Annotated in this window: 18 protein-coding genes; 13 read left to right on the top strand and 5 right to left on the bottom strand. The window is 61.4% G+C overall.

The genetic code is table 11. The annotated features are described in order from the left end of the window. Positions 1-39 precede the first annotated feature (39 nt). The 4 genes from AWB67_RS19550 (at position 40) to AWB67_RS19565 (ending at position 4,035) form a co-directional block, all read left to right on the top strand. A complete protein-coding gene (locus AWB67_RS19550; RefSeq protein ID WP_087657883.1) occupies positions 40-768 on the top strand; it encodes a response regulator transcription factor in 729 nt (242 codons plus the stop codon). Then, positions 765-2,258: a sensor histidine kinase gene (locus AWB67_RS19555; RefSeq protein WP_087657884.1), complete on the top strand. Its 1,494-nt coding sequence runs from the start codon at positions 765-767 to the stop codon at positions 2,256-2,258. Before AWB67_RS19550 ends, AWB67_RS19555 begins: the two co-directional genes overlap by 4 nt. Before the next feature lie 226 nt (positions 2,259-2,484). Next, positions 2,485-3,882, top strand: a complete 1,398-nt coding sequence (locus AWB67_RS19560) for an L-lactate MFS transporter (RefSeq protein WP_087657885.1) — start codon at positions 2,485-2,487, stop codon at positions 3,880-3,882. A gap of 18 nt (positions 3,883-3,900) precedes the next feature. Further along, entirely contained in the window at positions 3,901-4,035 is a 135-nt protein-coding gene (locus AWB67_RS19565; protein ID WP_087657886.1) for an MFS transporter small subunit, read from the top strand. Positions 4,036-4,193: 158 nt separating this feature from the next. On the opposite strand, the gene AWB67_RS19570 is transcribed toward AWB67_RS19565, so the two are convergent. The 5 genes from AWB67_RS19570 to AWB67_RS39590 form a co-directional block, all read right to left on the bottom strand. Next, positions 4,194-5,033, bottom strand: coding sequence for a hypothetical protein (locus AWB67_RS19570; protein ID WP_087657887.1), 840 nt, complete (start codon positions 5,031-5,033; stop codon positions 4,194-4,196). Between the two features lie 115 nt (positions 5,034-5,148). Beyond that, complete coding sequence (locus AWB67_RS19575; RefSeq protein ID WP_235025227.1) at positions 5,149-6,621, bottom strand: metallophosphoesterase family protein; 1,473 nt, start codon at positions 6,619-6,621, stop codon at positions 5,149-5,151. Further along, positions 6,621-7,475 carry a lipase family protein gene (locus AWB67_RS19580; RefSeq protein WP_087657889.1) on the bottom strand — a complete coding sequence of 285 codons (855 nt, stop codon included), beginning with the start codon at positions 7,473-7,475 and terminating at the stop codon, positions 6,621-6,623. Before AWB67_RS19580 ends, AWB67_RS19575 begins: the two co-directional genes overlap by 1 nt. A 1,016-nt stretch (positions 7,476-8,491) precedes the next feature. After that, complete coding sequence (locus AWB67_RS19585; RefSeq protein WP_235025221.1) at positions 8,492-8,911, bottom strand: cupin domain-containing protein; 420 nt, start codon at positions 8,909-8,911, stop codon at positions 8,492-8,494. 210 nt (positions 8,912-9,121) lie between these two features. Beyond that, a complete protein-coding gene (locus AWB67_RS39590) occupies positions 9,122-9,358 on the bottom strand; it encodes a hypothetical protein (protein WP_125477623.1) in 237 nt (78 codons plus the stop codon). A gap of 97 nt (positions 9,359-9,455) precedes the next feature. Here AWB67_RS39590 and AWB67_RS19590 point away from each other — a divergent pair, with 97 nt between their 5' ends. The 9 genes from AWB67_RS19590 to AWB67_RS19630 all read left to right on the top strand — a co-directional run bounded on the left by AWB67_RS19590 (position 9,456) and on the right by AWB67_RS19630 (position 19,684). Further along, on the top strand, positions 9,456-10,724 hold the full coding sequence (locus tag AWB67_RS19590) for a quaternary amine ABC transporter ATP-binding protein (RefSeq protein ID WP_087657890.1): 1,269 nt from the start codon (positions 9,456-9,458) through the stop codon (positions 10,722-10,724). Beyond that, positions 10,721-11,608: an ABC transporter permease gene (locus AWB67_RS19595; protein ID WP_087657891.1), complete on the top strand. Its 888-nt coding sequence runs from the start codon at positions 10,721-10,723 to the stop codon at positions 11,606-11,608. Before AWB67_RS19590 ends, AWB67_RS19595 begins: the two co-directional genes overlap by 4 nt. A gap of 46 nt (positions 11,609-11,654) precedes the next feature. Further along, entirely contained in the window at positions 11,655-12,536 is an 882-nt protein-coding gene (locus AWB67_RS19600) for a glycine betaine ABC transporter substrate-binding protein (protein ID WP_087657892.1), read from the top strand. 77 nt (positions 12,537-12,613) lie between these two features. Beyond that, entirely contained in the window at positions 12,614-13,915 is a 1,302-nt protein-coding gene (locus tag AWB67_RS19605; RefSeq protein ID WP_200822259.1) for a serine hydroxymethyltransferase, read from the top strand. A 70-nt stretch (positions 13,916-13,985) separates the two neighbouring features. Continuing rightward, positions 13,986-14,876 (top strand): dihydrodipicolinate synthase family protein, encoded by an 891-nt coding sequence (locus AWB67_RS19610; RefSeq protein ID WP_087657894.1) that lies wholly within the window; start codon positions 13,986-13,988, stop codon positions 14,874-14,876. Positions 14,877-14,881: 5 nt separating this feature from the next. After that, positions 14,882-16,213: an NAD(P)/FAD-dependent oxidoreductase gene (locus AWB67_RS19615; RefSeq protein ID WP_087657895.1), complete on the top strand. Its 1,332-nt coding sequence runs from the start codon at positions 14,882-14,884 to the stop codon at positions 16,211-16,213. Between the two features lie 18 nt (positions 16,214-16,231). Then, positions 16,232-17,725, top strand: a complete 1,494-nt coding sequence (locus tag AWB67_RS19620) for an aldehyde dehydrogenase (protein ID WP_087657896.1) — start codon at positions 16,232-16,234, stop codon at positions 17,723-17,725. Between the two features lie 56 nt (positions 17,726-17,781). Beyond that, complete coding sequence (locus AWB67_RS19625) at positions 17,782-18,552, top strand: pyrroline-5-carboxylate reductase (protein WP_087657897.1); 771 nt, start codon at positions 17,782-17,784, stop codon at positions 18,550-18,552. A gap of 130 nt (positions 18,553-18,682) precedes the next feature. Then, positions 18,683-19,684, top strand: a complete 1,002-nt coding sequence (locus AWB67_RS19630) for a LysR substrate-binding domain-containing protein (RefSeq protein ID WP_087657898.1) — start codon at positions 18,683-18,685, stop codon at positions 19,682-19,684. Positions 19,685-19,738: the final 54 nt, after the last annotated feature.

Genomic DNA, 19,738 nt, shown 5'->3' on the forward strand with positions numbered 1-19,738 from the left:
GCCGGTTTTTATCGGTCTCACTTACGCCACGAACTGCTCATGGACCACCCGAAGCGCATCCTGATCGTCGAAGACGACGTCGACATCGCCAACGTGCTCAGCCTTCACCTGCGCGACGAACGCTACGAAGTCGTGCACAGCGCCGATGGCAACGAAGGCCTGCGCCTGCTGGAGCAAGGCGGCTGGGACGCGCTGATCCTCGACTTGATGCTGCCCGGCGTAGACGGCCTGGAAATCTGCCGCCGCGCCCGCGCCATGACGCGCTATACGCCGATCATCATCACGAGCGCGCGTTCGAGCGAAGTGCACCGCATCCTCGGCCTCGAACTCGGCGCCGACGACTATCTGGCGAAACCTTTCTCCGTGCTCGAACTGGTGGCGCGCGTCAAGGCGTTGCTGCGGCGCGTCGAAGCAATGGCGAAGGATTCGCGCATCGACGGGGGCAGCGTGCGCATCGGCACACTGACGATCGACCCGATCACGCGCGATGCCACCGACAGCGGCCGGCCGATCGAACTCACGCCGCGCGAATTCGACCTGCTGTATTTCTTCGCGCAGCATCCCGGCAAAGTGTTCTCGCGGATGGACCTGCTCAATGCCGTGTGGGGCTATCAGCACGAGGGCTACGAACATACGGTCAACACGCACATCAACCGGCTGCGCGCGAAGATCGAGGCCGACCCGGCCCAGCCCGAGCGCATCCTGACCGTCTGGGGACGCGGCTACAAGCTGGCCCTCCCCGGCGAACCGCACAAGGACGCGCCGTGAATCTCACGCTCACCCAGCGCCTCTCGATCGTTTTCTCCGCGCTGTTGCTGGCGTGCTGCGGCGCATCGGCGTGGCTGCAAATCCGTTCGAGCGACCTTCACGAAAAGGAGGTCGTGCAAAGCCTGTCGAAGGGTCTTGCCGACCATATCGCGCACCGCACCACGTTGACCGACGCGAACGGCCCGCGGCCTGACGCGGTGCGGCAGTTGTTCGGGCAGTTGATGATGGTGAACCCGAGCGTCGAGGTGTATTTGCTCGACAACCAGGGACGCATCCAGGGCGACGATGCGCCGTCCGGCCACGTCAAGCGCGAACGGGTGGATCTCGCGCCGATCCGGCAATTCATCGCGGGCGGCGATTTGCCGATCCTCGGCGACGACCCACGCAGTGCAGACGGCAAGAAAGTTTTCAGCGCGGCGCCTTTGGAATTGAGCGGGCAGCCGCCGTCCGGCTACATCTACGTGGTCCTGCTCGGCGAAGAACACGACGCACTCGCTGCGCGCGTGGCGGCGAGCTCGGTGCTGCGCACGACGTTATGGTCGATGGCGCTCGTCGCGCTATTGGGGTTGCTCGCGGGCTTGAGCGCATTCGGCCTGATCACGCGGCCGCTGCGGCGGCTAACCGAAGCCATGCGCCGCTTCGATGCCGACGGCGAACCCGACACGCAACCGGCCGTCCCACGTTCCGCGCCTGCCGGACGGCGCGACGAAATCGCCGTGCTCGAAGCGACGTTCGCGCAGATGGCGAAGCGCATCGGCGATCAATGGCGCGCGCTCACGCGGCAGGATCAGCAGCGGCGCGAATTGATCGCCAATATTTCGCACGACCTGCGCACGCCGCTGACCTCGCTGCACGGCTACCTCGAAACGCTGTCGCTGAAGTCCGGGACGCTCGGCGAGACGGAGCGCAAGCGTTATCTCGCGATCGCGCTGGCGCAAAGCGTGAAGGTGGGGCGGCTCGCGCAGGCGCTCTTCGAACTGGCGCGGCTTGAACACGGCAACGTGCAGCCGGCCCTCGAATCATTCTCGCTGATCGATCTGCTGCAGGACGTTTTCCAAAAATTCGAGTTGCCGGTCGAGGCGCGCCGAATCCGGCTGCGGGCGGGCATTCCCCCGCGCCTGCCGAACGTTTGCGCCGATCTCGGGATGATCGAACGCGTGCTCACGAACGTGCTCGACAACGCGATTCGTCATACCCCCGCCGAAGGTTCGATCGACGTCGACCTCGCGTACGAGGGCGGCAACGTATCGGTCACGATCAGCGACACCGGCCCCGGAATTCCGGCTGAGTTGCGCGAGGGTCTGTTCGAACGGCCGTTCAGCTCCGGCGGCACGCACCAGGGCGGCGGGCTCGGCTTGCTGATCGTGCAACGCATGCTGCAATTGCATCACAGCGAGATACGTCTGCTCGATCGCGACGTACCCGGCACGACGTTTCGCTTCGAGTTGCCGGTAGCCAGTAAGTCGAATGTCGCCGGCTTTGCGTCGTGATAACCCCGCCCCACTCCGGGCAAACACTTATGGCACGGTCGTTCATATTGCCAAAACGGCAAGCGTCGACTATGGTCCTGCGCATTGACGTCCGTAAGCCGTTGTAGCCTGATTTGATCGGACTTGAAAGCTGACGGCAGCGCGCTTACCGGCATGGCATAACGGCAGGCGCGTCAATGACTATAAGCGGCGTCAGTGCATAAAAAGACGATCCCGGAGACCGACCATGAACAGCATCACCGACAACGATCCCGCCGCTGGACCGCGCGGCTTTTTTTCCAAAAGCGCCACCATTGCGCAGCCCGGCTTCTCGCGATGGATGGTTCCGCCCGCCGCGCTCGCCGTCCATTTGTGTATTGGCCAGGCGTACGCGTTCTCGGTATTCAACGCGCCGCTCACGAAGGTGATCGGCATCACGCAACCTGCGCCCGATGACTGGACGCTCACGACACTCGGCTGGATCTTCTCGCTTGCGATCGTGTTTCTCGGTCTCTCAGCGGCCTTCGCCGGCAAGTGGCTCGAAAAGGTTGGCCCGCGCCGCACGATGTTCACCGCTGCGTGCTGCTTCGGCGGTGGCTTTCTCGTCTCGGCGCTCGGCGTGCAACTGCACCAGATCTGGCTGTTGTATCTCGGCTATGGGGTGATCGGTGGCATCGGGCTCGGACTCGGCTACGTGTCGCCGGTGTCGACGCTCATCCGCTGGTTCCCGGACCGTCGCGGCATGGCGACCGGCATGGCGATCATGGGCTTCGGCGGAGGCGCGATGATCGCCGCGCCCGCCTCGGTCGCGCTGATGAACCACTTCAAGAGCGCCACGAGCAATGGCGTCGCGGAGACGTTCGTCGTGCTGGGAGTCGTGTACTTCATCTCGATGACGATCGGCGCGCTCGCGATCCGCGTCCCGCCGCGCGACTGGAAACCGAGCGGCTGGACGCCGCCCGTCACCGCCAGCAAGATGATCACGCGCGAACACGTGCACATCGATCAGGCGCTGAAGACGCCGCAGTTCTATCTGCTGTGGCTCGTGCTGTTCCTGAACGTGACGGCCGGCATCGGCGTGCTCGGCCAGGCATCGGTGATGATCCAGGAAAGCTTTAAGGCGTCGATCACGGCGGGCGCAGCGGCGGGCTTCGTCGGGCTCCTGTCGCTCTTCAACATGGGCGGACGCTTCGTGTGGGCATCGACGTCCGACTTCATCGGGCGCAAGAACACGTATTTCGTTTTCTTCGCGCTCGGCGCGGTGCTTTACTACCTCGTTCCGCAGTTCGCGCAGTCGGGCAACATCGCGCTGTTCGTGCTTGCATACGGCGTGATTCTCTCGATGTACGGCGGCGGCTTCGCCACCATTCCCGCCTATCTCGCCGACATGTTCGGCACGGCCTTCGTCGGTGGCATTCATGGGCGGCTGCTCACGGCGTGGGCGGCGGCGGGCATCGCGGGACCGGTGCTCGTCAACTATATCCGCGCTTATGAAGTCGAGCGCGGCGTGGCGAAAGCCGAAGCCTACACGACGACGCTGCACATCATGGCGGCGCTGCTCGTCGTCGGGTTCGTGTGCAATCTGCTCATTCGTCGCGTGGATGAAAGGCATCACATGAACGCGTCGACGCCGGCGATCAACTAAAAAAAAGGAGCATCAAAAATGAACGCTGATCTGCGCACCGCCGAGCATCCGACCAACAAGGTGCTGCTCGCCATCTTCTGGATCTACGTGCTCGTTCCGCTCGCGTGGGGCGTCGTCAATACGCTCTCGCAGGCGACCAAGCTGTTTCGTTGAGTGTCGCCTGGTGGCGTCTTGCGCAAGGCATGCATGGCGCCACCGTTGACTTGCTTTCCTGATCAGGAAGCGTGAGTCACAACCACGCGAACAACCACCTGATGCGAGTTCGACGACGCGCCCGCTGCCGTTCTGGTTCCGACCGATGGGTCTTGCCTTCACCGAGCGCCTTTGCGCCCTGCCTTCCCGCCACGGGCTCGCTTCGCGGGTGCACGCGGTGCGTCGACCGCCGGAGCCGCGGGCTCCTGGATCGCATAGGCGTGTGGCGTCCAGTACCGGCCGACTGGCTCGCGGCCGTTGAACGTCACGAAGTACTCTTGCCAATAACTCGCTGCCGACCATATCGCTTCCGGGCAGGATGCCCGCGACTCGAGGCCCGGCGTAAGATCGAAATTCGCGGCCGCGCAGACTGTCTCGATCATGCAGGTCGATGGCAGCCCGTAGTTCTCATGCAGCGGATTCGGCGTGCGCGCAGCACCCCACGCGAAGGCGAGCCAGCGCAAGACATGTTCGAGCGCGTCGAGGGTCGAGCGCGACTGCGTGAAGTTCGCTACCTTCGCCAATACCGCCTCCTGCGCAACGGGCATCGCGATCACCGCGATGTTCGGAAAGCGCGCGGGGTCGTCGAAATCGACGAGCGGCCGCGTGACGACGCCGTTCACGCGAGCGGCAAACGCCGGGCCTTCGGGCTGATGCAGCGGAACGTGGATCGCATTCGCGCCTTTCAGCGAGTTCCCCTTCAGCTCAACGAGTATCGACTCGGACCAGAAGGACGGAAGCATATCCGGCCGCACGATAGACTGAGCAACCCGTAGCCGGAACGCGAGCGTATCCGAGCCGCCGAGCAACACGATATAGGTGCACTCGCCCGGTCCGCCGGACTGCATCGCGTTGACGGCGCGTTCACCCCAGGCGGTGTTGGACTCGCCGTCCGCGCGTTCGAACGGCTGGAAATGAGCATTGGGTGCGGTTGCTGTGGAGCGTGCCAGCTTTAACATTTTTCAGACTCGCTAGTGTATTGAACAAGGTCGGGCAGGTTGGGGAAAGTCCTCTCGCGTTCGTCGCACCGACTTCGTGAAAAAGGGCGCGCACCGGCTCCTTGTCTGCTGCCGGCTAAACTGCATCGCGCACGCGCAGTTCGAAGCGCTGCGACGTGTGTGATTGCGAAAGCGATTTGTCGTCGGAGATTCCGTAGTAGCTGACCTGCATATCGACGCCGCTGCCGACCCGGGTGAACGAGACGATCGCAACCTGGTCGCCGCGTTGCTCGCAGCCCGTTGCCTTGATGCGGAAACGTCCGTTTGGTCCGAAGGAACTTGGCGCCTCCTCCGGGTCGCTGTGCCGGGGCCACGGCTTCTTCTCGCCGAAAATGCCTCTCACTGCGTTCAGTCCTTCCTTGGCGGTGTCGAGAATTGGTATCCGAATGAGTCTCGACGGCGACGCGATGACTTCGTAGAGCACTGTGCCCGAAGGCACGTCGGTTCCGCACGCGACTCTGCCCCAGTGAACATCGCCCGTCATGTAGACGACCGGGATGCCCTGGTCCGCGAGTTCCGCGAGCGTCTGCTGAATCGCGGAGAACTGCGTATAGTTGGGCATTTCCGCGTCGACGTTGTGCTTCTTCCAGTTCTCGACAGGCGGGTCGATGAAAAGTGCCTGACCCGATACGAGCATGCCGACCGCGGGCCGGTTCGCCTGGCGCGTCGAGATGAGATCCGTCTTCCATTGGGTCAGCGCATTGCTTGCCCTGGTGCTCATGAGCAAGCCGAGCTGGTTGTCGCGGTCGCAGCGCATGTCGATGAAGAGCATCTGCAGCGGATCGACATTGAGGCGCGTCGCTCCGCCTGCGCCACCAGGCGGTCCGCCGATCTGGTAGTCCTCGTAAAGCGATCGCGCCACTTCGCCGAGCAGCGTACGGGAGGGCTCCGACCACGTGCCGGGAAGCTGCTTCTGCGCAAAGGGATAGTTGTTCCAGAACTCGTGGTCGTCGGGGATGCAAACGACAGGAGCGCGCTCCAGCACCGACTGCAGCCCGGGCGCGCCAAGTGCGCCGCTGAGCCAGTTCTTGCGGTACTTCTGCGACAGCGCGCGTGCACGATCCGGATTGGCCGCGGGCACGATCTCACCGAGCGGCAGGTCGAGATAGACCTGATCGCCCGCTAGCACGGTCAGATGAGGCTTCACTTTGATTTGCGACACGATAGTCCCGAGCAGACCGTTCTTGTCCTCAGGCTGTGAGTAACACGAAGAAAGCAATATGTTGAAACTCCCGTCGAGAAGCGTGGGCACCTGTTCGGGCAACGTCATGGTGCCGAACTCGTGGGACTCGCCGCCTGCTTCGATCCGTATCTGATAGGGCCGCGACTCTTTCGCGATCGCGAAGCGCAGCACGCACTGGTAATTCACCGCGTTATTCGCGTCATCCACCTCCAGGTCGCGGATCGGATGGATGTCGGGAGGCGCAAGTGGGGTGGCCGGTGACCTGTCGATGAACACCTGCGGCGCCGGCGGTGGCATCCGGCCGAACATGCCGACCCACAGTTTCAGGATGCCTGGCTCGCTCGCCTGGACATATCCGGTCAGCATCACGCGAACACCCCCCGCACGTAGTTGATCGGTGCATGGTCCGCGAGATCGCGCAGCAACACGTTGCCGATTTTCCAGGCGTAGTCAAAGAGATAACTGCTACGTGCGCCCGAACGGTCCGATGCGACGCCCGCCGGGTCGATGCCGGGGTCGAGCATGCCGGAGCGCGTGATGTACGTCATGTCCACGACGTGCATATATGAGGCGCTGGCAGGTGGAAGTTCGGTGACTACGTCGCAACAGTCGACGAGACGGGTCGCTCGAAGGCCGCCGAAACAAGCGGCGAATGCTTCATCGCCTACGCGCGGTGATCCGAGCGTGACCAACTCCGTCGCCGGGAAAACCGTGGCAAGAAGCGTCGCCATGGCGGCGCCGAGGCTGTGCCCGGTCAGAATCAGTTGCTTGCGGGCAGCGCCCCCGGTGCCCAGCCATTCGGCGATGGGTTCTTCGAGACTCAGCGCGGCCGTCGCAAACCCCGCGTGAACGTTGCCCATGCCTGGCTTCCAGGGCCGCCGGTTTGCGTGCAGATCGGTCGCGAGATCCGAGACCTCGTCGGGTTGTGTCCCGCGAAACGAAACGATGGCAAGGCCGTCGACCGCCCGGAAGGCGGCAAATGCCGCGCTTCCCGTTTTATCGTCGGTGAAGATCGCGGGCTGCGAGAAACCGATCGAATCGAGGGCATCCACGAGGCCTTGTCGCGCAGCTCCGCCTTCCTCGGCGCGCACATACGCGAGCCGCGCGGCTTCCACGGCAACCTGCAGGGACGTATAGACCATTCCCCGCGCGAAGACCGTCGGGCGGGCCTCGGGAGATAACAACGCAAGGCGGGAAGGATCGTATTCGATGCTTGGCATATCTCACCGCGAGCGTTTTGGAGTGAACCGAATACGGCGTTTTCGCAAAGGGGATGATAGGTGTTGGAAAGGTACACGCATGACTGATCGATCCCGCGATGTGCGGTATCGCACAGAGCCCGGCCGGGGCGATTCAGGGCGCCACATGCCGTCATTCCCGATCTCGTTTGGGATGCCTTTGGACAGGCGGCAATGTGCTCTTGCTCAGGCTCCGTACGTAGGGACCTTTCCCGCCGATCGCGGATCTGGCTAGGATGTTCGACGCGCTCAAACGCTTCTTGTGCTTGATGAATCAACGCCTAAACTCATTTTCGGGAAAGCACGCATTGCGCCGCATCAGATTGCAATCCGGCAAGAAGAAGTGAAGAGGACGCGATGAAGACAACCGGATCGATCCCACATCTTCGGTAGCGCGCGAAGGATCGTATGGGCCGCCACGATCTGCTTGACGCTGGCGTTCCTCGGCCCAAGGCTCGCGTACGCCGGATCCGACCCGCTCGCCCGCGGCGCCGTGCATCACATGACCGGAGCGCCGGCTCAATTGATCGGCCACGCGTTTTATCCTCCCTGCCCTGAAAGTCCCGGCATTGGCAGTGCGTGTGACCCGTCGCCTCGCCTCGTCAGGATCGCGGTGGCGGCTCCTGCTTCGGCTCCGGCGGCCCAGTCCGCGTCTGCCGAACAGACGGCAGCGAATGCTTGGCAAGGCGCTCCCCCAAGCGCGTCAACGCTCGGCCTTTCCAGCCGGGCGCAGTCCAAGTCGAAATGGGCGGCGTTTGCCGGGCAAGTGGCGATGCGATCAGTGGGGCACTTGCGCAGTGGGTACAGGATGAGCGGCGCGCCTGTCGTCCCTAAAGCGACACGAGCCGCATCCAACTCTCAAAAGCAAGGAGCGTCCGTATGAAGAGAGCCGCGTCGGCTCAGACAGCCCGCAGCAACGTTCGCCCGATTCTAGTATCCGCACAGTGCCCGGCTTTTAGCAGGGTTTTGCGGCCTCCACAATCCAGCCGGGGCGATTCTCAATCGGCAAGCGTCGAACCGGTCCGCGCAACGACCAGGACGACGCATCCGGTATCGGATGAAGTCGCATGATTTGATCCTGCCGCGTATGTCAATACATCGCCGGCTGTGAACGTTGCGCCATCGCTATCGGAGAGCACGCCTTCGTGTACGACGAGCAGTTCAGTCGTTCCATGGCGATGCACCGGCCCTCGCGCGCCCGCCTCGATCTTCATCCAGTAGCTCGACCATGCTCCGTCCTCGTCATCCGATAAGGGAATCCAGAAGTAGCCGGGGATGTTTGAATCACCAATCCTTAGCGGGCGCCAGTCTTCTTGCCGGATCGTGTAATGGCTTCGGGTCGCGTCGTTGAATGATTTCTGCATGCGCTCTCGCTCTAAAAGTTGTGTGCCTTCGTACCACTGCATGACCGCGGCCATGCCTCCTGAACTTCGTTATGGACATCGATTGCCCTTTGATGGACGATTGTCTGAACGGCACCGCAATCGATAATATTCGAGAATCCACCGCAGAAGAATCGCTCCGCTCGGTGGTTTCCCTTATCTCCGCCCTTCCTCGAACTTCGGTCCTGAAGTCCTTCAATCGCCCACTGCCCCGTCCCGTGGGCATCTAACCGAAACCCCTCCAATTCACACGCCACGACTCATAACCTGAGGTATGGCAAAGAGCACAGTAAATGTAGCTGGAGCAGTGAAATTGTCGGGGTACGCTTCTATCAACGCAACAAACGTTGGCTGCCGATAAAGCGGTTTGAACAAATCACGCATCGTTGGTGAGATAGCCGCGAAATCTGCGACTTCACGACGCTCGCTGTCTTCGCTTACAGAAATGGCTCTTCGGCGAATGCCGGAAGCCGCAACGCTCATCCCTGCCCCGTGCACGTTTCGCCGGACGCTGCTTCTCAGCGCGTCCGCGAGCCGGATTGGGCCACAGGTTTTTGAACTTGCCAGTTGGAACGACAGAATGACCCCAAACCTCACCCTTCCGTCAGACGAGGCCGCGACGTTTCAAGCGTCAACGGCTGCCCAAACGTCCGAGCGGGCGAAGGATATTCTTACGGTCCAGAATCTTTCGAAGATCTTCGGACCCAAACCCGAGCGCGCTGCGGAACTGCTGCGCCAAGGCCTCGGACGCAACGAGATCTTCGAGCAGACCGGCAACATGGTCGCGGTCGACAACGTAAGCCTCAGCGTGCGCTCGGGCGAGATCTTCGTGATCATGGGACTGTCCGGTTCCGGAAAGTCGACGCTCGTTCGTCTGCTGAATCGCCTGATCGAGCCGACGTCAGGCAAGGTCGTGCTCGAAGGCCGCGATATCGCGCCGATGTCCACGCCCGAATTGCGCGAAGTACGGCGCAACAAGATGGCGATGGTCTTTCAGTCGTTCGCGCTCTTGCCCAACCGCACCGTCATCGACAACGTGTCGTACGGTCTCGAAGTGGGCGGCCTCAAGAAGAAGGAACGCTACGACGTGGCGCGCAGCGCGCTCGTTCGCGTCGGTCTCGGTTCGTATGAAAAGCTCTATCCGGGCGAGTTGTCGGGCGGCATGCAGCAGCGCGTGGGCCTGGCGCGGGCGCTGGCCGTGAACCCGTCGGTCCTCTTGATGGATGAAGCCTTCTCGGCCCTCGACCCGCTCATCCGCTTCGAAATGCAGAACGAACTCCTCCGCTTGCAAAAGGAGGAACAGCGCACCGTCGTGTTCATTTCGCACGATATCGAAGAAGCCATCAAGATCGGCGGACGCGTTGGCGTGATGAAGGACGGACGGCTGGTTCAGGTCGGTACGCCTGCCGAGCTCATTCAAACGCCCGCTGACGACTATGTTCGCAATTTCTTCCGCAACGTGGACGTGTCGCGTTTTCTGAAGGCATCGAGCTTCCTCACGAAGGTCGACCGCGGACTCATCAAGTGCGATAGCGGCACGTCATCGGAGCGCTATCTGAATCAGCTCATCGACGCCGGCGTCGAGTGTGGCTATGTCTGCGACGAAGCGGGACGCTATCAAGGGTGCGTGACGCCCGCCTCGCTGCACAAGTGCGGAAGCGGACCCATTCGCGACGCGCTTCTGCGCGACGTCTCTGCGATTCCTCTCGATGCGGACTTGCACGAACTGTCGACCATTGCGCTTAGCCAGGATCACGACGTCCCCATCGTCGATCAGGCGGGCGCGTTCGCTGGCGTCGTGTCGTGCCGCACGATTCTGAAACAGGTTATGCAACGGAGGGCTTCATGAACTCGTCATTCATCGGGCAGGCGGCTGAAAGCGCGGTCAATTTTCTGTTTCTTCATTTTCGCGGCGGTTTCGACGCGTTTTCCGCTGCGTTAGGCGCTGTCGTCAAGTTGCTCGAAGACGGTCTCGGTGCGATTCCGTTTGTCGTGGTACTGGTCGCGTTGATGGCGGTTGCGTTGTGGCGCAAGGGCGTTGCGTTTGCTGCCTTTGGCGGTATCGCGCTCTACGCCATCCACTACATGGGCCTTTGGCCGCAAACCATGGCGACGCTCGCCCTCGTCATCGCGGCAACGTTCTTTAGCCTGCTGATCGGCATTCCCCTGGGCATTTGGGGCGCACGCAACAAACGCGTCGAAGTCATCCTGCGTTCGCTGCTCGATCTGATGCAGACGATGCCCGCCTTCGTGTATCTGATCCCCGCCGTGATCCTGTTCGGACTCGGGCGCGTGCCGGCCGTCATCGCGACGATCGTCTTCGCCATGCCGCCGGTCGTGCGCCTCACGACGCTCGGCATTAAACAGGTTCGCGAGGAACTCATGGAGGCTGGCCGCTCGTTCGGCAGCACCGACACGCAATTGCTCTGGAAGATCCAGCTCCCGAATGCGCTTCCTTCGATCATGGCAGGCATCAACCAGACCATCATGATGGCGCTCTCGATGGTCGTGGTCGCTTCGATGATCGGTGCGGGCGGCCTTGGCGAATATGTGCTCAGCGGCATCCAACGGCTCGACATCGGTATCGGCTTCGAAGGTGGTCTCGGCGTCGTGCTGCTCGCGATCATTCTCGATCGCTTGACTGAGAGCTTCGGCGTCAAGTCGAAAAAGAAAGTGAACCGGCCCAAGGCATCGAAGCAGGCTGCAAGCGAATCGGCTCAGACCCAGACGTAATCCACGAAGAAGACGAACAAACCCTCAAACCTTGCAGGAGTATCAGATGAAAACTGGAATGCTCAAGTCGTACCTTGCGAAGCTCACTGCAACGGCATTTTGCGCGGTCGGGCTACATGCGGGCGGCGTGGCGGCAGCCGAACCCGTGAAGATTGCAACGACCAACTGGGCGGACGTGCTCGCCGTTGCGAACGTCGTGAAGTACGTGCTCGAAACAAAACTCCAGCAACCCGTTAAGTTCGTTCAGGCGGACATCGGCATCCAGTTTCAGGGCGTCGCGCGCGGCGACCTGGACCTCATGGTCGGCGGCTGGCTTCCGGTGACCCATGGCACGTACTACTCGCGCTACAACAACGATTTGGATGACGTCTCCGTCATCTATATCGGCGGCAAGAACGGCTGGGCGGTCCCGACCTATGTCCCCGAGTCGGAGCTCTCGTCGATCGCCGATCTCAACAAGCCGGAAGTCAAGAGCAAGCTGAACAGTACGATTCAAGGCATCGAGCCGGGCGGCGGCCTCATGCAGGCATCGGAGAAAGCCATCAAGGAATACGACCTCGCGGGCTACAAGCTGCAATCGTCGAGCGAAGCGGGCATGCTCGCCTCGGTATCACGGGCGGCGCAGTCCAAGCAATGGATCGTAGCGACGGTCTGGAGCCCGCATTGGCTCTTCCAGAAATGGCCGATGCGTTACCTGAAGGACCCCAAGGGCGCACTTGGCGGCGAAGAACAGATTCACGCGTTCGGCTCGAAGCAGTTCGCCACCAAGTTCCCGCGTGCCAATGTCTTCATGAAGCATTTCAAGCTGACGCTCGCCGACGTCGAGGCCATCGAGCTCGAAGGCAACAGCACCAACGATTACGCGACGGCAGCGAAGAAGTTCGTCGAGGCACATCCCGACAAGCTGAAGGCGTGGCTCGCGCAATGACATGGATGAGCAGGTGCCACGGCGCGCGACGCCCTGCCCTGCACGTTTGCGAAAGGCTGTACTGACTATCACGGAGTATGTCTGTGAACGATAACGTTCGATTTTTCTCAGAGACCCTGCAGGACCGCGACCCGGTGATCTCCTCGGAAATCGCGCTGGAACTGCGTAGACAGCAGTCCCAGATCGAGTTGATCGCTTCCGAGAACATCGTGTCCGCTGCAGTGATGGAAGCGCAAGGCTCGGTGCTGACGAACAAGTATGCGGAAGGCTATCCGTCCAAGCGCTATTACGGCGGATGCGAGCACGTCGATCGCATCGAAGCGCTGGCGCTTGACCGCGTCAAGGCGCTCTTCGAGTGCGAATACGCCAACGTGCAGCCGCACTCCGGCGCACAAGCAAATGGCGCGGTGATGCTGGCGCTGCTCAAGCCGGGCGATACGGTCCTCGGCATGTCGCTGGATGCCGGCGGCCATTTGACTCACGGCGCGCGTCCCGCGATGTCCGGCAAGTGGTTCAATGCAGTCCAGTACGGCGTGGACCGCGAGACGCTTCGCATCGACTACGACGAAGTGCAGAAGCTCGCTGATGAACATCGGCCGAAGCTGATCATCGCGGGTTACTCGGCTTATCCGCGCGCGCTCGACTTCGCACGCTTCCGCCAGATCGCGGACAGCGTCGGCGCAATGCTGATGGTGGATATGGCGCACATCGCGGGCATCGTCGCGGCCGGCCGGCACGAGAACCCTGTCCGTTTCGCGGACGTGGTGACTTCGACCACGCACAAGACGCTGCGCGGTCCGCGAGGCGGCTTCATCCTGACGAACAACGCCGATGTCGCGAAGAAGATCAACTCCGCGGTGTTCCCCGGCCTGCAGGGCGGTCCGCTGATGCATGTCATCGCGGGCAAGGCGGTAGCGTTCGGCGAGGCCTTGCGTCCCGAGTTCACGACGTACATCGATCACGTCCTGCAAAACGCCAAGGCACTCGGCGAGGTGCTCAAGCTGGGTGGCGTGAACCTCGTCACCGGCGGCACTGATAACCATCTGCTGCTCGTCGACCTTCGCCCTAAGGGCCTGACCGGGACACGCGTGGAGAAAGCGCTCGAACGCGCGGGCATTACGTGCAACAAGAACGGCATTCCCTTCGATACCGAGAGCCCTACCGTGACGTCAGGCATTCGCCTCGGCACGCCCGCAGGAACGACGCGCGGCTTCGGCGTCCAGCAGTTCGAGGAGATCGGCGCGCTGATCCTCGAAATTCTGTCCGCGCTGGAAAAGCAGCCCGAAGGCGACGAACTGGTCGAGCGTTCAGTGCGAAGCCGCGTTCGTGACTTGTGCAACCGGTTCCCGATCTACTCGAATGCTGAAGCCCTGCTTTGACGCAGGCGACCATCACTTTCAACCTTACCGCACCACACACGCGGTGAGGTCTAAACAAGCAGAGGATTCAATGAGCTTCGAAGGCGTACATGCACCCCTGGTCACCCCGTTCAAAGCCGATGGCGAGATCGACCATGAGCTACTCGGCAATCACGCGGTGGATCTCGCTGGTCGAGGTCTGTCGGGTCTCGGCGTCGGCGGCACGACGGGCGAGTACTACGCGCTCAGTTTCGACGAACGCGTGGCCACGTTCCATACAGTCGCGCAAGCCGCGGGCGGCAAGACGCTACTGACCGCAGGCATCAATGCCACGACCACGCGTGAAGTGCTGCGCCTCGGACAGGAAGCCAAAAAGGCCGGCCTCGACGCACTGCTGCTCGCCGCGCCCTACTACGCGCAGCCCACGCAGGACGAACTGCTGCAGCACATGCTCGCAGTCGACGACAGTCTCGACATGCCCATCATGCTGTACAACTTCCCGGCGCGCACGGGCACCGACATCAGCGACCGCGTGCTCGAAGAACTGCTCGAACGCCCTAACTTCGTCGCGATGAAAGAGAGCACCGGCGATATCGCGCACCTGCATCATCTCGCGACGCATTTCAAGAGCAAGCTCGTCCTCAGCTGCGGCATGGACGACCAGGCGCTCGAATTCTTCGTGTGGGGCGCCCGAAGCTGGGTCGCAGGCGCGGCGAATTTCCTGCCCGAGGTGCACGTCGAGTTGCTCGAAGCCTGCGTCAGGCGCGGCGATTTCGTCGCGGGCCGCGAGTTGATGACGGCGCTGCTGCCCGTACTCGAATTGCTCGAACGGAGCGGCAAGTTCATCCAGTACGTGCGCTATGGATGCGAGCTGGCAGGCACGCGCGTCGGCGATGCCCGTGCGCCGCTCGGCGCGCTCACAGACACTGAGCGCCGCGATTTCGCGAAGCTCGTCGAACCGCTGCTCCGCAAGGGACGCTGATTTGCATGGCCTCGAAACTCGAATTCGCCCGGCTTCCCGCTGCCGATGGAGTCAATGGCTGGTGGGAGACTCTGTCACCGCCTTCAGCCGCGCACTCGATGCGCGGCGAGAGGCAATTTGATTTTGTGGTGGTCGGCGGTGGAATCACAGGACTGTGCGCCGCTCGAAGACTGGCCGAGCTCGCGCCACAGGCGAGCATCGCGATCGTCGAGGCGGATCGCATCGGCCGTTCGACTGCGGGGCGCAATTCGGGTTTCTTCGTCGACTTGCCGCACGACATCAGCAGCGAAAGCTATTCGAGAAGCGTCGACGCCGACAAGGCCGACATACAGATGCAGCGGCACGGTATCGGTTACGTCAGGTCCATCGTGCGCGCAGAGGGCATCGCTTGCGACTGGCGTGACGACGGCAAGTATCACGCATCGGTCAACAAGCGCGGCAAGGAAGCACTCGAGCACTTTGCGAGCGGCTTGCGGCGTATCGACGAAAGATTCGAGTGGCTCGACGAGGCCGCCATCGCGGAGGTTACGGGGACTTCGTTCTACCACGGCGCGATCTTCACGCCAGGCTGCAGCACGGTGCAACCCGCTGCTCTCATGCGCGGACTGGCGAGCACGATGCCGTCGAATGTTGAAGTCTTCGAGCTCAGTCCTGTGTCGCGGCTCGAGCACACGGCGGCTGGCGAAGTCCTTTCCTTCGCTAACGGAAAGATTACCGCCGGCAAGGTGATTCTTTGCACGAACGCCTACGCGGCAACCTTCGGTGATCATCCGAACGGGTTGCTGCCCGTGTACACGTTTGCATCGTTGACTCGTGTCATGACGCCCGAAGAAGTCAAGGCGCTTGGCGGCATCGAGTCATGGGCGCTGATTCCGGCAGACCCGATGGGAACCACGGTCAGGCGCCTGGGCACGGATCGAATCTGCATTCGCAATCACTTTGCATTCCGACCGGGGCTGGAAGTATCGGAGTCGGATTTGCGCAAGGCGAAGCATCTGCATCAACGGTCGTTCGACCGCCGCTTCCCGATGCTCAAAGACGTGGCGCTCGAATACACATGGGGCGGCGCGCTTTGCCTGTCGGCCAATGGCGGGACGCTCTTCGGCAGAAGGGACGACGGCCTGTATCAGGCGATCGGCTGCAATGGATTGGGGCTTAGCAGAGGATCGGCTTCTGGAAAAGTGATTGCCGAATACGCGCTAGGCATGAACAACGACATGGTTCAAAAACTCCTGAAGCAACCACCACCGCGCCCCTTGCCCATGCGACCGATCGCGGATGTCGCGGTAACAGCCGCCATATGGGTCAAGGAGCTTTCGGCTGGCGCAGAACTTTAATCGCTCAAGGAAACGCACATGACGACGCTTAACGAATGGAAGCAAAAGGCTGCTGCACTATCGCTCGACGGACGAGCCTTCATTGGCGGGGCTCGCTGTCCGTCGGCCTCGGGCGAGACATTCCCCACGTTGAATCCGGCGAGTGGCAAGACGCTCGCCGACGTGGCCTATTGCGATGAAAAGGACGTGGACCGCGCGGTAGTCGCAGCGAGAGACGCGTTCGAATCCGGCATCTGGTCGAAGGCGGCTCCGGTCCAACGCAAGGCCGTGCTTCTCAAGCTCGCGCAGTTGATCGAAGAGCATACCGACGAACTGGCCGTGCTCGAAGCGCTCGAAGCAGGCAAGCCGATCTCGGAGTGCCTGGGACTGGACATTCCCGAATCGGCTGCCTGTATCCGCTGGCATGCCGAAGTGACCGACAAACGCTATGACGCGCTATCGCCATCGGGGGCGAACGTCGTCAGCATGATTACGCGCGAGGCTATCGGTGTCGTCGGCGCGGTTCTGCCGTGGAATTTTCCTGCGCTCATGCTCGCTTGGAAGATCGGTCCGGCTTTGTCGGTGGGTAACAGCGTCATTGTGAAACCTGCCGAGCAAACGTCGCTGGCGACACTGCGCATCGCGGACCTCGCGTTGGAAGCCGGCGTGCCGGCAGGCGTATTCAGCGTCGTGACGGGCACAGGAGAAAAGGCGGGACAGGCCCTCGGCCTTCACCCCGACGTCGATCTCATCGCGTTCACCGGTTCGACCGAGACGGGCAAGCGCTTCCTGCGTTATTCCGCCGACACGAATCTCAAGCGTGTCATTCTCGAATGCGGTGGCAAGAACCCGCAGGTCGTGCTTCCCGACGTCGCGAATCTCGATGCCGTCGCGGAGCAGGCGGTCGCGGCGGCGTTCTGGAACATGGGAGAGAACTGCAGCGCGGGCTCTCGCCTGCTGGTGCACGCGAACCAGAAAGACGCGCTTCTTGCGAAGATCAAGACCGTGCTCGAAGGCTGGAAAACCGGCGATCCGCTCGACCCTAATGTCAAGCTCGGCGCCCTCATCGAGCAGCAGCATTACGAGAAGGTTCTTGGGCACATCGAGAAGGCCAAGGCCGAAGGCGCGCGGCTCGTGGCCGGCGGCAATGCGATTCTTGTCGAGAGCGGCGGCTGGTACGTCGAGCCGACGATCTTCGATAACGTGACGCCCGACATGAGTATTGCGCGGGACGAAGTGTTCGGGCCGGTGCTCTGCGTGATCGAGTACAAGGACATCGACGAAGCGGTGCAGATTGCCAACGACACGTGCTACGGCCTCGCCGCTTCGCTGTGGACCGACAACGTCAACAACGCGCACAAGGTAGCAGCGAGAATCCGCGCAGGGACGGTGACGGTGAACTGCTTCGGCGAAGGCGATCTTTCGACACCGTTCGGTGGCTTCAAGCAATCAGGATTCGGCGGGCGAGACAAGTCGGTCTATGCGCACGACCAGTATTGCGAGCTCAAAACGACCTGGCTAAAACTCGACTGATACGCAACCCCTGACACCGCGCGAGCAAGCGCGGCGTCATTGAACACACAAATACCATGCGACTAGGCTTCATTGGAACAGGAACGATCACGCAGGCAATCGTCAAAGGATTGCTGCGAGTCCGTGCGCCGTTCGAAAGCATCTCTCTGTCACCGCGCAATGCCGAAATCGCCGCGAGCCTGGCTGCGCTCGACTCGCGGATTTCCGTTTGCGGATCAAATCAGGAGGTGCTCGATAGCTGTGACATCGCCTGCCTCGCGGTCGTGCCGCAAATCGCTGGGGAGGTGCTCGGCGATCTCCGGCTCACGCCACGACATCACGTTATCAGTTTCCTTGCTGGCGTCTCGATTGCGGAGGTCCAGCGGATGGTCGGGGAAGTCAAGGCGGTTGTCCGAGCGATACCGCTGCCCGCCGTCGCCGCTGCCAAGGGAAGCACCGCGCTCTGTCCACGCGACGAAGTAGCGAGCCAGATTTTTTCCCTCGTGGGCGCCGCAGTCGAAGTCGATGACGAAAGGAAGTTCGATGCCATCTCAGCCGTTACGGCGACGATGGCGAGCTTCTATGCGGTGCTCGAAACTCAGGCTGCATGGCTGGTCAAGCAAGGCGTCCACTATGAGTCGGCGCGGACCTATTTGTCGGCTTACACGGTCGGTCTTGTCAACGAGACGACCGAAGGCGAGCATTCCTTCTCCGCGTTGACGCACATGTCCATGACGCCAGGCGGGATCAACGAGCAGCTTCATAACGAACTCTCCCGCGAAGGCGTGTATGCACGCTATGAAACAGCGCTGGATAACGTCTTGAAACGTATCGAAGGACAAACATAAAGCCATTTATTATTGTCAGACCGATAAACGCAATATTCCGATATAAAGTACCTTGTTCAGGGTTATCGGAAGGCCGCTTGCCCGCTGGTCGCGCGGTCTCTCGAATTCGTCCGCAAATAAGGTGAGGACCATGCAGAAGAAGCAACTGTTTGCCGACAGGCTCCTGGCGCAAATGCCGTCGCTGCGTGCTTTGAAATGCTTCGTGACGGCGGCACGCTACGAGAGTTTTACGCAAGCGGCGGAGGTTCTCTGCGTCACTCAGGCTGCTATCAGCCGGCAAATCAAGGAACTCGAAGATGCGCTCGATGTCGCCCTGTTCGAGCGAACGGGACGGCACATCGCGCTCACTGACGCGGGTCGCATCCTCTATAACGCGTCGTATCTGTCGATCATGAACATCGCGGAGGCGGCCGAGGTCGTGCGTCGTTCGGACAAGAACGCGTTGAGGCTTTGTGTGTCCCATACGTTTTCCGCGCTTTGGCTGTCAGCGCGCTTGCCGCGTTTTCGGAAGCGCTTCCCTGACATCAAACTCAACGTGACGGTCACCGAGCACTTCATGGAACTGGATGAGCTCATGCAACCCGATCTCATCATCACCAAGAATCCGCCGCGCGAGCTGGAGTATGAAGTCGAGCCGCTGTTTCATGACGTCGTGTATCCGGTGTGCAGCAAGGCGTTCTTTGACAGTCACTTTCGAGGCAAGGCTTTAAAGCCGCTGGATCTTCTCAAGCAACCGACGCTTCACCTTTCTCTTTTGGGTCGCGCGCAGGTTTGCGAACACGTGGACTGGCGTGTATGGCGCAACTGGTTTCAGCAAGGCGATGGCTCGGAGAGAAACGCCTTCGGAGAGCCGTTCGAAAGCAACGACTATCGCTTGCTCGTTTCTCTGGCGGAGGCGGGCGAAGGGACGATCCTTGGCTGGCATCATCTCGTCCATCGACAGATCAGCGAGGGTGTGCTCGTTCGACCTGTGCAGGATTCGCTCGTTTTCCATGATCGATATCATCATCTGATTACGCACAAAAATGCGAGACATCGGCCGGAATACATCCAGTTTCGGGAATGGATCGGCGAGGAAGTCGAGGAGATGATGAAACATTGGCCGAAGGCCGAGGCGCGCGTTGCACAGTAGTTTAGTGCACCTCTGCCGCAGCACCGTTTCCTTCAATCCAGCGACGCGACTCCC

Origin of the sequence: Caballeronia terrestris, assembly GCF_001544515.1 — a bacterium.
In the GTDB taxonomy this organism is placed as follows: domain Bacteria; phylum Pseudomonadota; class Gammaproteobacteria; order Burkholderiales; family Burkholderiaceae; genus Caballeronia; species Caballeronia terrestris.

What these genes read in the sequence shown, in the direction of transcription:
- AWB67_RS19550 (WP_087657883.1), top strand. Translation starts at nt 40, where the DNA reads ATGGACCACCCGAAGCGCATCCTGATCGTCGAAGACGACGTCGACATC.
- AWB67_RS19560 (WP_087657885.1), top strand. Translation starts at nt 2,485, where the DNA reads ATGAACAGCATCACCGACAACGATCCCGCCGCTGGACCGCGCGGCTTT.
- AWB67_RS19565 (WP_087657886.1), top strand. Translation starts at nt 3,901, where the DNA reads ATGAACGCTGATCTGCGCACCGCCGAGCATCCGACCAACAAGGTGCTG.
- AWB67_RS19570 (WP_087657887.1), bottom strand. Translation starts at nt 5,033, where the DNA reads ATGTTAAAGCTGGCACGCTCCACAGCAACCGCACCCAATGCTCATTTC.
- AWB67_RS19575 (WP_235025227.1), bottom strand. Translation starts at nt 6,621, where the DNA reads ATGCTGACCGGATATGTCCAGGCGAGCGAGCCAGGCATCCTGAAACTG.
- AWB67_RS19580 (WP_087657889.1), bottom strand. Translation starts at nt 7,475, where the DNA reads ATGCCAAGCATCGAATACGATCCTTCCCGCCTTGCGTTGTTATCTCCC.
- AWB67_RS19585 (WP_235025221.1), bottom strand. Translation starts at nt 8,911, where the DNA reads ATGGCCGCGGTCATGCAGTGGTACGAAGGCACACAACTTTTAGAGCGA.
- AWB67_RS39590 (WP_125477623.1), bottom strand. Translation starts at nt 9,358, where the DNA reads ATGAGCGTTGCGGCTTCCGGCATTCGCCGAAGAGCCATTTCTGTAAGC.
- AWB67_RS19590 (WP_087657890.1), top strand. Translation starts at nt 9,456, where the DNA reads ATGACCCCAAACCTCACCCTTCCGTCAGACGAGGCCGCGACGTTTCAA.
- AWB67_RS19595 (WP_087657891.1), top strand. Translation starts at nt 10,721, where the DNA reads ATGAACTCGTCATTCATCGGGCAGGCGGCTGAAAGCGCGGTCAATTTT.
- AWB67_RS19600 (WP_087657892.1), top strand. Translation starts at nt 11,655, where the DNA reads ATGAAAACTGGAATGCTCAAGTCGTACCTTGCGAAGCTCACTGCAACG.
- AWB67_RS19605 (WP_200822259.1), top strand. Translation starts at nt 12,614, where the DNA reads ATGTCTGTGAACGATAACGTTCGATTTTTCTCAGAGACCCTGCAGGAC.
- AWB67_RS19610 (WP_087657894.1), top strand. Translation starts at nt 13,986, where the DNA reads ATGAGCTTCGAAGGCGTACATGCACCCCTGGTCACCCCGTTCAAAGCC.
- AWB67_RS19615 (WP_087657895.1), top strand. Translation starts at nt 14,882, where the DNA reads ATGGCCTCGAAACTCGAATTCGCCCGGCTTCCCGCTGCCGATGGAGTC.
- AWB67_RS19620 (WP_087657896.1), top strand. Translation starts at nt 16,232, where the DNA reads ATGACGACGCTTAACGAATGGAAGCAAAAGGCTGCTGCACTATCGCTC.
- AWB67_RS19625 (WP_087657897.1), top strand. Translation starts at nt 17,782, where the DNA reads ATGCGACTAGGCTTCATTGGAACAGGAACGATCACGCAGGCAATCGTC.
- AWB67_RS19630 (WP_087657898.1), top strand. Translation starts at nt 18,683, where the DNA reads ATGCAGAAGAAGCAACTGTTTGCCGACAGGCTCCTGGCGCAAATGCCG.